This is a genomic window from Pedobacter sp. 10L46_2, from assembly GCF_056395165.1.
Genome location: NZ_JBFTIZ010000199.1, coordinates 1 through 13,677, shown reverse-complemented (window position 1 = coordinate 13,677; position 13,677 = coordinate 1). Strand labels below are relative to the sequence as shown.

Annotated in this window: 15 protein-coding genes; 6 read left to right on the top strand and 9 right to left on the bottom strand. The window is 36.5% G+C overall.

All coding sequences use genetic code 11. From position 1 onward, the window contains the following. Positions 1 to 779, top strand: a 779-nt coding sequence (locus AC1DDX_RS18685; RefSeq protein ID WP_477622402.1) for a polyprenyl synthetase family protein, incomplete at its 5' end; no start/stop codon positions are given. Here AC1DDX_RS18685 and AC1DDX_RS18680 read toward each other — a convergent pair. Continuing rightward, complete coding sequence (locus AC1DDX_RS18680; protein WP_337715119.1) at positions 776 to 1,738, bottom strand: response regulator; 963 nt, start codon at positions 1,736 to 1,738, stop codon at positions 776 to 778. The genes AC1DDX_RS18685 and AC1DDX_RS18680 overlap by 4 nt on opposite strands. A gap of 210 nt (positions 1,739 to 1,948) precedes the next feature. On the opposite strand from AC1DDX_RS18680, the gene AC1DDX_RS18675 reads away from it, so the two are divergent. Further along, the gene (locus AC1DDX_RS18675; RefSeq protein ID WP_172663758.1) at positions 1,949 to 2,329 is read left to right on the top strand and encodes a helix-turn-helix domain-containing protein; all 381 of its coding nucleotides are present in this window, start codon (positions 1,949 to 1,951) and stop codon (positions 2,327 to 2,329) included. Between the two features lie 73 nt (positions 2,330 to 2,402). On the opposite strand, the gene rpmA is transcribed toward AC1DDX_RS18675, so the two are convergent. From rpmA to AC1DDX_RS18655, 4 genes are all read right to left on the bottom strand, one after another. Then, positions 2,403 to 2,822, bottom strand: coding sequence for a 50S ribosomal protein L27 (gene rpmA, locus AC1DDX_RS18670; RefSeq protein ID WP_172663759.1), 420 nt, complete (start codon positions 2,820 to 2,822; stop codon positions 2,403 to 2,405). 58 nt (positions 2,823 to 2,880) lie between these two features. After that, entirely contained in the window at positions 2,881 to 3,192 is a 312-nt protein-coding gene (gene rplU / locus AC1DDX_RS18665; protein WP_048904572.1) for a 50S ribosomal protein L21, read from the bottom strand. Between the two features lie 81 nt (positions 3,193 to 3,273). After that, positions 3,274 to 3,786: a hypothetical protein gene (locus tag AC1DDX_RS18660; protein WP_172663760.1), complete on the bottom strand. Its 513-nt coding sequence runs from the start codon at positions 3,784 to 3,786 to the stop codon at positions 3,274 to 3,276. Positions 3,787 to 3,789: 3 nt separating this feature from the next. Then, entirely contained in the window at positions 3,790 to 5,217 is a 1,428-nt protein-coding gene (locus AC1DDX_RS18655; RefSeq protein ID WP_477622401.1) for a dicarboxylate/amino acid:cation symporter, read from the bottom strand. Positions 5,218 to 5,346: 129 nt separating this feature from the next. Here AC1DDX_RS18655 and AC1DDX_RS18650 point away from each other — a divergent pair, with 129 nt between their 5' ends. Both AC1DDX_RS18650 and AC1DDX_RS18645 read left to right on the top strand, forming a co-directional pair. Beyond that, positions 5,347 to 5,844 (top strand): RNA polymerase sigma factor, encoded by a 498-nt coding sequence (locus AC1DDX_RS18650; protein ID WP_048904569.1) that lies wholly within the window; start codon positions 5,347 to 5,349, stop codon positions 5,842 to 5,844. After that, positions 5,831 to 6,115 carry a hypothetical protein gene (locus AC1DDX_RS18645; RefSeq protein WP_477622400.1) on the top strand — a complete coding sequence of 95 codons (285 nt, stop codon included), beginning with the start codon at positions 5,831 to 5,833 and terminating at the stop codon, positions 6,113 to 6,115. The genes AC1DDX_RS18650 and AC1DDX_RS18645 overlap by 14 nt, the downstream gene beginning before the upstream one ends. 277 nt (positions 6,116 to 6,392) lie before the next feature. Here AC1DDX_RS18645 and AC1DDX_RS18640 read toward each other — a convergent pair whose 3' ends face one another. Together AC1DDX_RS18640 and AC1DDX_RS18635 are read right to left on the bottom strand one after the other, a co-directional pair. Beyond that, a complete protein-coding gene (locus tag AC1DDX_RS18640) occupies positions 6,393 to 6,827 on the bottom strand; it encodes a nuclear transport factor 2 family protein (RefSeq protein ID WP_172663763.1) in 435 nt (144 codons plus the stop codon). Between the two features lie 67 nt (positions 6,828 to 6,894). After that, positions 6,895 to 7,764 (bottom strand): helix-turn-helix transcriptional regulator, encoded by an 870-nt coding sequence (locus tag AC1DDX_RS18635; RefSeq protein WP_337715121.1) that lies wholly within the window; start codon positions 7,762 to 7,764, stop codon positions 6,895 to 6,897. Between the two features lie 207 nt (positions 7,765 to 7,971). Here AC1DDX_RS18635 and AC1DDX_RS18630 point away from each other — a divergent pair, with 207 nt between their 5' ends. Together AC1DDX_RS18630 and AC1DDX_RS18625 are read left to right on the top strand one after the other, a co-directional pair. Next, positions 7,972 to 10,857, top strand: a complete 2,886-nt coding sequence (locus AC1DDX_RS18630; protein ID WP_337715122.1) for a ligand-binding sensor domain-containing protein — start codon at positions 7,972 to 7,974, stop codon at positions 10,855 to 10,857. Further along, positions 10,850 to 11,482, top strand: a complete 633-nt coding sequence (locus tag AC1DDX_RS18625) for a response regulator (protein WP_172663765.1) — start codon at positions 10,850 to 10,852, stop codon at positions 11,480 to 11,482. The genes AC1DDX_RS18630 and AC1DDX_RS18625 overlap by 8 nt, the downstream gene beginning before the upstream one ends. A gap of 2 nt (positions 11,483 to 11,484) precedes the next feature. Here AC1DDX_RS18625 and AC1DDX_RS18620 read toward each other — a convergent pair whose 3' ends face one another. Both AC1DDX_RS18620 and AC1DDX_RS18615 read right to left on the bottom strand, forming a co-directional pair. Continuing rightward, on the bottom strand, positions 11,485 to 12,096 hold the full coding sequence (locus tag AC1DDX_RS18620) for a hypothetical protein (RefSeq protein WP_288880528.1): 612 nt from the start codon (positions 12,094 to 12,096) through the stop codon (positions 11,485 to 11,487). 52 nt (positions 12,097 to 12,148) lie between these two features. Further along, the coding region (locus tag AC1DDX_RS18615) for a beta-N-acetylhexosaminidase (protein WP_477622399.1) at positions 12,149 to 13,677 on the bottom strand (1,529 nt) is incomplete at its 5' end.

The window sequence follows — 13,677 nt, the reverse complement described above, 5'->3', positions numbered from 1 at the left end:
CGGCAATGGCAATTGAAACATTCCACAACTTTACGCTTATTCATGATGACATTATGGACAATGCCCCACTTAGAAGAGGAAAGCAAACTGTACATGAAAAGTGGGGTACAAATACTGCTATACTAAGTGGCGACGTGATGATGGTTGAAGCAAACAAACACATTACAAATGTTGATGTAAGTATTTTAAAACCCGCTCTTGATACGTTTAATACCACTGCACAAGGGGTTTGTGAAGGTCAGCAACTCGATATGGAATTTGAAAACCGTAGCGACGTAAGCATTCCCGAATACATAGATATGATACGCCTTAAAACAGCTGTTTTATTAGGTGGCGCAATGAAACTGGGTGCAATTGTTGCAAAGGCAAAACCAGAAGAAGCGGAACTTATTTACGTGTTTGGAGAAAATCTGGGCATTGCTTTCCAACTGCAAGACGATATTCTGGATGTGTTTGGCGACCCGGAGAAATTTGGAAAACAAATAGCCGGTGACATCATAGCAAACAAAAAAACTTTTCTTTTGCTAAAATTACAGGAATTAGTGAGCAAAGAAGATCATACTAAACTTACCGATCAATTTACCAACAAGAACACAGAAGATAAAATCAAACACATTACCGACCTATACCATAGTTATAAGATCAGGGAGTTGGCCACACAGGAAATGAAAAGCTATCTTGACAAGGCATTTACAGCCTTAAACAAGATTACAATAGCTGAATCCAGGAAATCTGAAATTATTAAATTAGCTGAGGAGCTGATGAGCAGAGAACATTAGTGATCAAATATTGATTTTACTTTTTCGTCGGTAAGTGGCTTAGCAATAAAATCTTTCACAAAGGAAAATGATTTTGCAATTGTTCTATCCATTGGATCAACTGATGAGGAGACAATAACAACATCAATAGAAATCTTGCTTTCGTCCAGCATCTTCAGAAATCTAAGACCATCAATATTAGGCATATGTAAATCCAAGAGAATAAGATCGGGCTTATTCTGCTTGATGTAATCCAGTGCATTTCCAGGATTATTGAACAAAACAACCTGCTTTTCTCTATGTTGATTTCTTATCAAAGCCTGATGCACTTTAATGGTCATCAGGTCATCATCAACAAGTACCACATGTTTTTTCTCTGGTTCTAAGCCCTCATTTTCTGGCTGATTATCAGTTCCGGGCTTGCTAAGGGAAATGCAGAGTTCCTTAATTACACTATCCAGTTTTTTGGCCTGGTAATTAACATCGCTTAGTAGCTGATTTATCTTTGAAACATCATAACCTCCCAATCGACTATAGCTTGTAACGTTAAATAAGCTCGATACATTAGCCGTTAGTGAGCGTAGTTGATGAGAAGTAAGATGAGAATAATCATTAAGTTTCCTTAAATGATCCAGGCGCTCGTGATTCTTTATAATGGTGCAAACAACCTGTTCAATCTTATCTTTCATTAAAGGAGTAAACACGATCTGAAAAGATGAGTCTATCCCTTCATTAGCAGAAGGGATTCTTACCTCTATGCTGAAACATTTATTGTTAAAACATTTTTCAAGTAGTTTTAGGAATTTATATTTATAAATTTGCGTAATTATTTCCTCAACATTGTCCCCAATTTTAGGCGAGCCAGTAATAAATTCCCGTAAATTATTATCAGGAACAATTTTGAAAAATAATAATTCATTTTTTCTATCAATTAGAAAAAATGAACAAGATGAATGCTCCCACACACTACTAACCAGCATTGTTAATCTTATCTAAACTATTATATTGCCCACAATTCATTTTTTACACGGATTTTTTAATTTTTTTATAAGTTTTGGCTTAATACTCATAAGGTCTATGGTGCAATTCTACACTAATAATTATCCTAATTTATTTATGGTTTAGAATTTGCAACCAGGTAATGGGTTTCTAATTTGACCGTATACAAATCAACACAATATAAATCAATTATGCAAGAAATACTGTCAAAAGTAAGTATCGGAGAAAGGATCAAAAACTTGCGATTAGACCACAATTTATCCCAAGCGGCTATAGCTAACACATTGAATATATCCAGAAGTAATTATTCACAAATAGAGTTAGGAAATCAGTTTCCTTCTTTTGACACACTACACTTAATCGCCAGATATTATAGCAAAAGTTATGAATGGATTTTGCATGGGGAGCCGCAAAATTCCGAAGACAATGAATCGGTTAATAAGATCCAATCTTTAATCAATAATCTTGAGAAATCCCTTGCAGGCTTTAAAAAGGCAATAGAGAACTTTGAACAGGAGCTAATTGAAATCAAAACTGAAAAATTCAAAGGCAACCACCCGAATGGGCATTAGAATTTGGCATTACTTTATAAAAAAAGGGTTTCAACATATGCTGAAACCCTTTTTTTATAAAGTAAATATCTTACTATTCTGCAGATTCTGCTTTAGTTTCTACTTCAGCTTTAACCGCTTTTTTAGCAGGTGCTTTTTTTGCAGGTGCTTTTTCAGCAACAACTTCCTTTGCAGGAGCAGCAGCTTTCTTAGCAGGTGCTTTTTTAACAACAGGTGCTTTTTCTACAACTTCTTTAGCTACAGTAGGTAATACAGAAACATATGATTTGTTATCTTGTTTCTTTTTGAAGATTACAGTACCATCAACCAAAGCGAATAAAGTATGGTCTTTACCAATACCTACTCCTTTATCTGGATGATGTTTTGTACCACGCTGACGTACTAAAATGTTTCCAGCGATAGCTTCCTGACCACCAAATATTTTGATACCTAAACGTTTGCTATGCGACTCGCGTCCGTTTCTCGAACTACCGGCTCCTTTTTTATGTGCCATCTTGTTTTATATTTTATTAATTACCTGATTAACCTGGTAATCTTTGTTTAACAACTAATTATAAACTGATACCAGAAATCTGGATTTTGGTGAAATACTGACGGTGACCGTTTTTCTTTTTGTAACCTTTTCTACGTTTCTTTTTGAAAACGATTACCTTATCACCTTTTAAATGAGACACGATTTTAGCTGAAACTGAAGCACCTTTCAATGTAGGAGCTCCTACAGAGATTTTACCACCATCTTCAACCAACAATACATTGTCAAATTCAATACTAGCGCCTTCATCTCCTTGTAAACGGTGTACAAAAAGGTGCTGGTCTTTTGCAACTTTGAATTGCTGTCCTGCTATATTTACTATTGCGTACATTGTTAAATATTTATTATTTTAAATTGTTTATTTTTATCGAGGTGCAAATATAGAATTAATTTTTCTAAATCCACAACAGAATTACTTTTTATTCCCGTAACGTTCTTCAGCGTCATTTATACTTTGTCCAATAAGCTTTTGCATTTGAGCTGCAACATCTCTCAGCTTAGGTATTTCGTTATAATCAGTCAAATAAATCACTTTCTTTGACTTTGTTTTGTAATTGAACTGGATCTCATAACGCAGTATCTTAGGCGAATTTAAGTCAGACCCGTTATTTGCAATCACACCTGGAAAATTCCACAAACCCAATTCATTTGCTTTGCTGTGCAAATAGATCATGTCATTTTTTCTAAGCTTCACATGGGTCTTAACCAGCGAGTCTTTATCATCAAGGTATTGATAATCGCCTGTAGCAGAATTATAACTATTGGCAAGGGTTTTCCCTACTCCCCATTTGTATTCAAATGAAACAAAGTCTGCCGACCTGAAAGGGGCATTCTTTATCATTGGGGTATAATATACAATGCAATAAATCAAGAACGGCACCACAATACTTAGTGCTAAAAAAATCTTTTTTCCTTTGTTAGTCATAAATTAAGCTTCTATTGGCGCTTCATAGTCAGGATTATATTCACCCTCCCATTTTGCAATTACTACTGTTGCTAAACAGTTTCCTATTACGTTTAATGATGTTCTACCCATATCCATCAACTCATCTATCCCTAAAATTGCGGCTATAATAAATGTTGGAAGACCAAACTGATCTGCAGTAGCTATCAAAATAATTAGAGATGCTCTTGGTATTGCAGCCACTCCTTTACTGGTAATCATAAGCGTGAAAACAATCAATAACTGATCGCCAAATGACAAATGCATTCCTGCAGCCTGGGCCACAAAGATAGCAGCTAATGAAAGGTATAATGTTGTTCCATCTAAGTTAAAACTGTAACCAGTTGGAATTACAAATGATACAATTTTACGCGGAACTCCAAATTTTTCCATTGCACTCATTGCTTTAGGCAACGCTGCATCAGAACTGGTTGTAGCAAAAGCAATAGATACCGGTTCTTTTATTGCATTGATAAACTTCCGTATAGGTAATTTAATATATAAAGCTATAGGCAGTAATACAATAAGAATGAAAGCCAGCAATGCCGCATACAAGGTTGCCACCAGCATAAATAAATGCTTTAAGATATCTACTCCCATATGTCCAACTGTGTAAGCCATAGCCGCCCCTACTCCAATTGGGGCAAAATACATGATCACATTTGTGAACTTAAACATGGTTTCAGATAAGCTTTCACAAAAATCAACCATAGGCTTTCGCTTCTTTTCGTCTACCATAGCTAAACCGATACCGAAGATCACAGAAAAGATCACGATCTGTAAGATCTGAGCGTCATAGATAGATTTCGCTATATTCTCAGGGAAAACGTTTCTAAAAAAGGCAAGTGTTTTATACAACCAATGTATGCTGTGTGGTAAACTCTGCAGAATGCTTTCATCGGTCAAATCCTTCACGGGTTTCGGCAATTCGTTATGAGGCATATTTTCAATATTAACCCCTACTCCAGCCTGCGAAATATTAATTGCTGCCAATCCAATAAATAATGCCATTGTGGTGGCGCAATAGAAGTACAGCATAGATTTCCAGGCCATTCGGCCCACTTGTTTCAAGTCAGAATGACCAGCAATACCATAAACCAGGGTTGCAAATAATATTGGACCAACTATAGTTTTTACGAGTTTAATAAAACCTTTGCTTAGTGGTTGTAATGCTATAGCTACATGCGGATAATCTATCCCAATAAAAACTCCTAAAATCATACRGACCAATATCCAGGTAGTTAGATTCTTTTTAATAACGGCATAAACAAACAGCTCCGCTGCAAGAATCCAACGCACTGCCATCATTATGTTATCTGGAACGGCAACAATGTCAAAATCTTTCAAAACTCCGAGCAAAGTAGCAATTGTAATAAATATCAACGTAATTAGCCCGATGCGGTTTTGTTTCATAAATTAGTTTTTAGTGGCAACAAAAGTAATTAATTGTGGTAAGCCCGCAAACATTTATTATTTTTGATACCGCAACCTGTTGTAACAATTAAAGATTACAACGATCAAACTACCATCAGCCGTTAATTAATGGAACAAAAGGATCAGTTATTTAAGCAAATTTTCGACACAAACTCCAAGAAAATCTTCCATTTATGTTATGGTTATACTGGCGACGAAGACTCGGCAAATGATCTTCTTCAGGAAACATTTTTAAAAGTTTGGCAGAATTTAGATAAGTTCCGTAATAAATCTTTGATTTCGACATGGATCTACCGTATCGCAGTCAATACTTGCTTAACCTATTTAAGATCAGAAAAAAGACAGGCAAAAGATGAGCTTACAGACAATATTATCGAAAACAGGCCAGAGGAATTGTCGGAAAAAAACGAACAGGTTGCACTACTTTACAAGTCAATATCAAAATTAGAAGAAAACGATCGCCTCATAATTACAATGGTACTCGACGAACTACCTTACAATGAAATAGCCGATATATCTGGCATCAGTGAAGGGAATCTAAGAGTAAAAATTCATCGCATTAAACAAAAACTTACAGAACTATACAATCAACATGCAAGAATTTGATCATATACAATCGCTTTGGCAATCACATTCAGTGGAGGTAAAAATCTCTTCTGAGGAAATGCTTTCGCAGGCAAAAAAAGAAGTATCAGGCATCAAAACAAGGTCACTATTGAACATTGCCGGAATGTTGATTTCTTTTGCATCTCTTGTTGCTCTTTTAATATTTTATCCATTCACATCCTGGACAACACCTGCCGGTTTAGGCATCATTATTATAGCAATAGCTGTATCTAGCTCGACAACCTGGAATTATGGTTTCAGATCGGAATAACCTCCTTCTCTGTTTTCTGGATGGCATTATGTGCAACCTTTTTGCGCAAAGCTTATTTAAAAAGAGAGAAAGAGCGCTTGGATCTTTTAATAGAGAAGTTTGAACGTATTAGCAGCCAGTTCAAAGAGCAGCCATAAAAAAAGTCATCCTACCTATCGGATGACTTCTATTATTAACTAACCCAAATTTAAATTTATCCAAACTTATTGCCGGGCTTCCTGGTTCAAATATAGGTTTAGGACTTAATGGTGAATAAGCGAAACTCACCAATTCTTTTTTAGCCATTAAATCTGTGGATCTGACTTATTTTCCAAATCCCGTTTTGGTCTTTTACAACAGTTACATAGTTCTCTTGCGTAAACAATGGATATTTAAAATCTACCCTTACCATCACTACGCAATCACTAGTTGATAAAATCTCGAAATTGGAGGTACAGTTTAATGTAATGTCGCCTCTTCTTTTATAAAAGTCTACCAGGTCCCTTTTGTTTTGTTCTACAATTTTGCCCTGCCTGGTTATTTTTAGCACAGCCTCGTTATCCATCACCTGATTAAGTAATGCCGCGTTACAATGAACATTCGCGTCAATGTAAGCTTCTATTACAGAGCTTGATTTTAAATTCACACTTGCCACTGGTTTATCAGTATCAGCAGATGCAAAAGTGAAGGAGATACTCAGTATCGCCATACACAATAGAATTTTTCTTTTCATAACCATTTTTTAAAAAAAATTAAACTAAACACATATCGTACTCTAAAAGCATCGTATACGGTACAGATTACCTGTACTGGCCGGGAGTAACGTTAAATGAACTTCTAAATAACCTGATAAAGGAACTTGGGCATTCAAAGCCCACCATATCTACAATCTCACTAACCGGATAATCCGTATTTCTTAAGTAGTATTTGGCTTGCTGAAGTCTGAATGTTGTTAAAAACTGGTGTGGCGACTGCTGATAAGCTTGTTTAAAAGTTCTAAGTAAATGGTTTATCGACAAACAAGCCATCTGTGCGATATCATCCAGTCGGATGTTCTTATTGTAATTGCTAATGATATAATCCTTAGCCATAGACAGGCGTCTTAATATTTCAGATTTGGTAACATGACTAAGGAACTTTAATGATGCAGTTCGGTTTACCACTTCAGTGTTGTATATGCTGTAATAATTTAACAAACAATCATGCAAACAATCATTCAAAAGTAATTGGTTGGTTGTGTTGCGATTGATAAGCCCTGCAAGATTTAGCAGGTTATCTTTTAATGCGCCCTGCAAAGGATAAATAGACTCTACAAAAACCGGGTTCTCATATTTATAATCAAATGGGTTATCCAGTAAAACAGCGCCACTTTTTCTGGAATATTCGAAATCCTGAACGAAACGCGGATCAAAGAAAACAGATAGTGCATTTACCGGTATTGCTGAATCAATTCTGCTGGAATAATTTGTATAATTATTTAAAAATATAAAGTTTTCCGGATGCAATCGCAACTCCCTTTTGTTTACTTTATAGTCCGCAGCGCCATTAAATACCATATTAATGGAATACTTTCCTGTTAAACCAGTAAAGCTGCTGGTACAAGAATTTTGACTTATAATTTCATTATCACCAACAAGTATTCTACTATTACTACTACTACTACTACTCATCACAATTAAATTAGCGTGTTTAACTCAAATCAGTCAACTTGAATGCTCAAAGTTTCTAATCAAAATTAAACCGGGATATCGTGTTTCTTTTCACCCCTGAAGGGGTATTTTGAGGTAAATGAAAAAAATACCCCTTCAGGGGTGATTTTTTAATTGTATATTGATAAATATATTTACAATCGGATTAACCTTGTATTTCCGTATCAAGTGGGCAAAAAGATATTGTTACTTTTTCTCATCCTTTTCAGCTATTGTCTCGATGGTTTTTCCCAGCGGTATAACTTTGAACAATATGACATAGAGGATGGGCTAACGCAATCGCAGGTAACTGCTATTACGCAGGACAGCAAGCGTCGCTTGTGGATTTCGACTCTTGGAGGGCTCAGCTGTTTTAATGGCAAACAGTTTACCGATTACACCAAAATACGTGGTCTAAGCAGTAACTTCATTCTTGCACTGGCATCAGGAAAAAAGGATGAAATATGGATAGGATCTGCCAAAGGTTTATCAAAATACGATGGCAAGGGTTTCAGCAATTCGGCTGATACGAAAAAATGGGTTGGTGCACTTGCCACCGATAAAAATGGGACTACCTACTGTATAAAAGCCAAACGCTTATACAACGCCAACAAAGATCAACTAATAACCATTTCAAATGATACTACCGAAATAGTTACGGCTCTTAAAACAGACTATTCTGGTAACATATGGGTAGCCGTTCATGGGAAGGGATTGTATCAACTTGAAAAGGGTAAATGGACATTATGGCCATTAGATGAAAAAATAAAGACCCTAATAGTTACCAATATTTTAGTAGACAAGCTTAATAAAGGAAAAGTATGGTTTTTAACTCCCCAAGGGATCTATGTTGCCCAGAACAATAACATTAATAAAGTCTATAACGAAATTACGAGTAAATGCAATGCCATAGCACAGGATGGGAAAGGATCAATATGGATAGGTACAAACAAGGGTGCCTACTACATTACTCCTGCCAGCGTTATCCATTTCAATTCCCAGAATGGGTTCACAGACAATGTTGTTAATGAGATATTTAAAGACGTCGAGAATAACATCTGGCTTGGCACAGATGGCTCTGGCCTATTCAGGTTTACCAATAACAGCTATGTAACATTCGACGAAACACAAGGAATAGAAAGTCGAATTGTAATGGCCATTGCCAACGGCCCTACTCCAGGATCAATATGGTTGGGCTCATATGGTGGCTTATATGAGTACAAACAGAATCAAAAGATAACAAACGTTAAAATACCATCTCAAAATCCGGATTCCTATCGCATTAATTTCTTATATAACGACCATAAAAACAACCTTTGGGTAGGCACTCCCGGTGGTGGCCTCTGGAAACACAACGGCAAGCGCCTGGAACGTATGGATACGGATAATTTGCATATAGCGTACAATGCAATGATTGAGGATAGCGGTGGCACCATATGGTTATCAACCAATCATGGATGCTTAACCTTTGATGTTAACAGCAAAAAATTTACCAGAATTACCCAACAGTTTGGTGGTGGATTAATGGAATTGGCGCGCGACTCAATAATTTTAGGCACTCAGGATGGCGCATGGTTAGTTGCCAACAAGAAAATGCTCACCCCTTTAAAGATTAAAGGCTTATCGGGTTCTAACATACTCTGCATGCTTAAATACAAGGACTATGTGCTTTTCGGAACTGCAGATTACGGCTTAGTGATCTGGAACATTAAAACCGGGGCAACAAAATCTTTAAATACCAAGTCGGGTCTTGCATCTGATCACATCTATAGCTTGTTAGAAGATAAAAAGGGCATAATATGGGTTGGAACCGGAAGAGGCATTGATAGAATTGATCCTAAAAACTTTACAATTATACCACCGCAAAGCGAGGATGAACTGCTGGTAGAATGCAATCAGAATGCCATACTTCAACACAACAACAATGTATGGATCGGCACTACCAAAGGAGTTATTGTTTATGGAGTAAATCCTAATCCAGAGAAAAAAGTAAGTCCATATATCTACATCAATTCAGTAAATGTAACCCCAAATTACAAACCAAAATATGTTGAAGGTGTGCTTACGCTACCCTATAACCACAACCGCATTAATATCAGTTATACTGGAATTTATCTGAAAAATCCCGATGCTGTAATGTACCAATATCGACTTATAGGATTAGATAACAAATTCAGTCAGCCAAGTAGTAATTCATCTATGAATTTCACGGCTATCCCTCCCGGAAAATACACTTTCCAAGTAAAAGTGATTACCAAAGACGGGCTTTTTTCAGTTAATACGGCTTCAGTTGCATTTGAAATACTGCCTGCATACTATCAAACGTCTCTTTTTAAGTTCTTTATTGTGATACTTATTATCCTGCTGATATTATTTATAGTATACATCATCTTGATGCTCAATGAACGTAGACGCAAATTAAGACTAAAAATAAAGCTGGAGGAACAATTTAAGATCAGAAAACAAACTGCCGAAGATTTTCATGATGACCTGGGCAACAAGCTAACCAGAATAACAGTTCTTTCGGAAGTATTGGGTAGCATGATCGATAAAGATGATACCGAAAAAAGGAATATCTTAAAAAAGATCCGTTGCAATGTTGACGAACTGTATAATGGAACCAAAGATATATTATGGTCTTTAAATCCAAAAAATGATTCCTTAGAACAGGTATTAAACCACATTAAAGATTTCGGTCAGGAAATGGTTAATGAAACTCCTATTCTCTTTAAATTTGATATAGATCTCAATAACAAATACACCAAATTATCATTAGATATGAGCCGAAACATATTGATGATTTTTAAGGAGTCTATACATAACTCACTGAAACATGCCAAAGCCAGGGTGATAAATTTTGAGGCCAAATTAAACAACGGCATGCTGTTGATCACCCTTCAGGACGATGGAATCGGCTTTGATGTAGCACACGCTAAAGATGGGCATGGCATGAACAATATGTATGTTAGGGCAAAAAGAATAAATGCCGATTTAAAGATCATTTCTAATGACAATGGTACCAGTGTATTGTTACTTGTTAATTTTTCGACCCTAAAACATTTTAAAGATGCCTAATCAGGAAGCCGCAAGAATTGTAATTATTGAAGATGATAAAACCATCAGAGAAGGCTACCACTACCTGATAGACAATACCTCTCCATATACCGTGGTAAATGCTTATCCTTCATTTGATGTTGCAAAGCTTAAAATTGCAAAAGACAACCCGGATGTGATCATATTGGATATACAGCTGCCCGGTACAAGCGGCATTGACGCTTTACCGCAACTAAAAAAGATGCTGCCTGATGTTTACATCATTATGCTTACTGTTTATGAAACCGAAAAAATAATACTGGATGCATTGGCAAATGGTGCTTCAGGATACTTTACCAAGAATACGCCTTCATCAAAAATAATCGACGCAATTAAAGAGGTAATGCATGGCGGCGGCCCCATGAGCCCAGATGTTTCAAAGAAAGTAATTATGTCTCTTCAAAAAAACCAGCATTCGCCGCTTACCAAAAGAGAAACACAGATACTGGAATTAATAGCCGAAGGTAAAGATCGTGGCCAGATCGCCAATCAGTTATTTATAGATGTAGAAACGGTTAAAACCCATGTAAAGAACATTTACATTAAGTTAGACGTCAACTCGAAAGCTGACGCCATAAATGTGGCAAGAACCAATAAGCTGATATAAACCTATTCACTCTCTATTTCAGATATAGAGAAGCTATTACCGCTAAGTCTATATTGTAATGTTTTTAAAGTGCCATCCTTTTCAGTAGTATCTTTTGAATTTACGATAGGAAAAGTGCGGAACAAGTCGCCATTCTTGATAACGAATTTATCATTACCTGCGTAGGTCTTTTTAGCTCTATCACTTAATGCCGGGAAGGTGATCTTGTTAAAATTACCATCAGAATATTCGAAAACGTTAAGATCCAGAACATTCTTCTTGCTTAACAGCTCGATGTAAATTTCCGGGTTACCATCATTATCTAAATCCATATTCCAGGCATCAGTTATAATGCCACTACGTTCATTAGAAAACGATTTGTAATTGCTTTTAAGCGAATCGGACATCAGTATCAGATAACCACCAACGCTATCAACCCCTTTACCCCAGCTTACTACCTCAAAATTGATACCTGGTCTTATCGCTATATCCTTGTAAAAAACAAACTGACCTTTTTGCTTAGCTGCAACAGGTTCACTCTGTTTTACAGCTTCATCTTTCTTAGAAGAGTCGCTGCAAGAAGCCAATAAAAGCAGCCCCGCAAATAGAAGAGGCTGCTTTATTAAGTATTTCATCAATTTCATCATTTACTTTTTAATGTAAATACAATTTATACAATGCAAACTACTATTTAGTTTTTACATCCGAAGCACCATTGTTCAAAATTGTTTCTGTAACAACGCTGCGTTTACCACTTGGCGCGATTACAATAGTTTTTAAAACACGTTTTTCGCCTTTAGGAACAATCACTTTAACAGGGCTGTTAACTAAGTTAGCAGTTTCAGACGGACGTGTAAGATCTAAAGTATAAAATACTTTTGAACCTGGTATTGGTGCTTTCAGATCAAGATTAAATTCTTCACCGTTTATTACTTTTTCTGCTGTTAATCCAAGCGGAGTTGGAACCCAATAGTTTGTGTTGGTTTTATCTAATCTGGCCAAATGCACAGGAATACGCTCTTCAGAGAAGTTTTTAAAGTCCTTACGGTCAAGCTTGCTCCATGCAATCTCTGCCAATGAGAACATTCTTGGTAAGATCATATACTCCACTTTTTCTGGAGTTTGAATATACTCAGTCCACAGGTTAGCCTGTACACCCACAACATGTTTCTGCTGATCTGCAGTTAATTCTTTTGGCATTGGATCGTAAGCATATGCTAAAGAATAAGGTGCTAAACCACCAATATTTGTTGGTTCGTCAACAGAATTAGATTGTTTATGATCAAAGTAAAGTCCAATAGGTCCGCCCGGAGTCATGATCACATCATGGTTTTGTTTTGCCGCTGCAATACCACCTTCTGTACCTCTCCACGACATTACAGTAGCGTTAGGCGCTAAACCACCTTCAAGAATCTCATCCCATCCAATAATTGAACGGCCTTTTGCATTGATGTGTTTTTCGATTCTCTGGATAAAATAGCTTTGTAACTCATGCTCATCTTTTAACCCAAGTTTTTTAATTAAGTTCTGGCAAAACTCACTTTCTTTCCAGTATTCTTTAGGGCTCTCATCACCACCGATATGAATATATTTAGAAGGGAAAATCGCGATTACCTCGTCCAACACATCTTCTAAAAATTTAAAGGTATTGTCGCTAGGCACAAATACATCATCAAATACACCCCATTGCTGTTGCACTTGCTTTCCTTTTCTGGAACCAGACCAAGGTGTTTTAACATCAACAAAAGTATCTCTGTTAGGGAAACAGCTTAATTCAGGATATGCCGCAATTGCTGCTGATGCATGGCCAGGAAGCTCAATCTCAGGAATTACGTTAATATATCTTGCTGCTGCATAAGCAACAACCTCTTTAGCCTCTTGCTGGGTATAAAAACCTTTGTACTCTTTATTATCTGTACCTACTCCAGGGTGGTGACCAATAATGGTGCCGCTTCTGGTTGCACCAACTGTTGTTAGTTTAGGATATTTCTTGATTTCAATTCTCCATCCCTGGTCTTCAGTTAAATGCCAGTGGAAATTATTTAATTTATATTGAGACATCAAATCGATGTACTTCTTGATAAAAGCTACCGGGAACATATGGCGTCCAACGTCGAGGTGCATTCCTCTGTATTTAAAACGAGGATAATCGTTAATTTCTGCTGCACTTATGGTTAGCTCATTATTTTTCTTTTCAGGCATTAGCTGAATCATAG

What these genes read in the sequence shown, in the direction of transcription:
- AC1DDX_RS18680 (WP_337715119.1), bottom strand. Translation starts at nt 1,738, where the DNA reads ATGCTGGTTAGTAGTGTGTGGGAGCATTCATCTTGTTCATTTTTTCTA.
- AC1DDX_RS18675 (WP_172663758.1), top strand. Translation starts at nt 1,949, where the DNA reads ATGCAAGAAATACTGTCAAAAGTAAGTATCGGAGAAAGGATCAAAAAC.
- rpmA (WP_172663759.1), bottom strand. Translation starts at nt 2,822, where the DNA reads ATGGCACATAAAAAAGGAGCCGGTAGTTCGAGAAACGGACGCGAGTCG.
- rplU (WP_048904572.1), bottom strand. Translation starts at nt 3,192, where the DNA reads ATGTACGCAATAGTAAATATAGCAGGACAGCAATTCAAAGTTGCAAAA.
- AC1DDX_RS18660 (WP_172663760.1), bottom strand. Translation starts at nt 3,786, where the DNA reads ATGACTAACAAAGGAAAAAAGATTTTTTTAGCACTAAGTATTGTGGTG.
- AC1DDX_RS18650 (WP_048904569.1), top strand. Translation starts at nt 5,347, where the DNA reads ATGGAACAAAAGGATCAGTTATTTAAGCAAATTTTCGACACAAACTCC.
- AC1DDX_RS18645 (WP_477622400.1), top strand. Translation starts at nt 5,831, where the DNA reads ATGCAAGAATTTGATCATATACAATCGCTTTGGCAATCACATTCAGTG.
- AC1DDX_RS18640 (WP_172663763.1), bottom strand. Translation starts at nt 6,827, where the DNA reads ATGAAAAGAAAAATTCTATTGTGTATGGCGATACTGAGTATCTCCTTC.
- AC1DDX_RS18635 (WP_337715121.1), bottom strand. Translation starts at nt 7,764, where the DNA reads ATGAGTAGTAGTAGTAGTAGTAATAGTAGAATACTTGTTGGTGATAAT.
- AC1DDX_RS18625 (WP_172663765.1), top strand. Translation starts at nt 10,850, where the DNA reads ATGCCTAATCAGGAAGCCGCAAGAATTGTAATTATTGAAGATGATAAA.
- AC1DDX_RS18620 (WP_288880528.1), bottom strand. Translation starts at nt 12,096, where the DNA reads ATGAAATACTTAATAAAGCAGCCTCTTCTATTTGCGGGGCTGCTTTTA.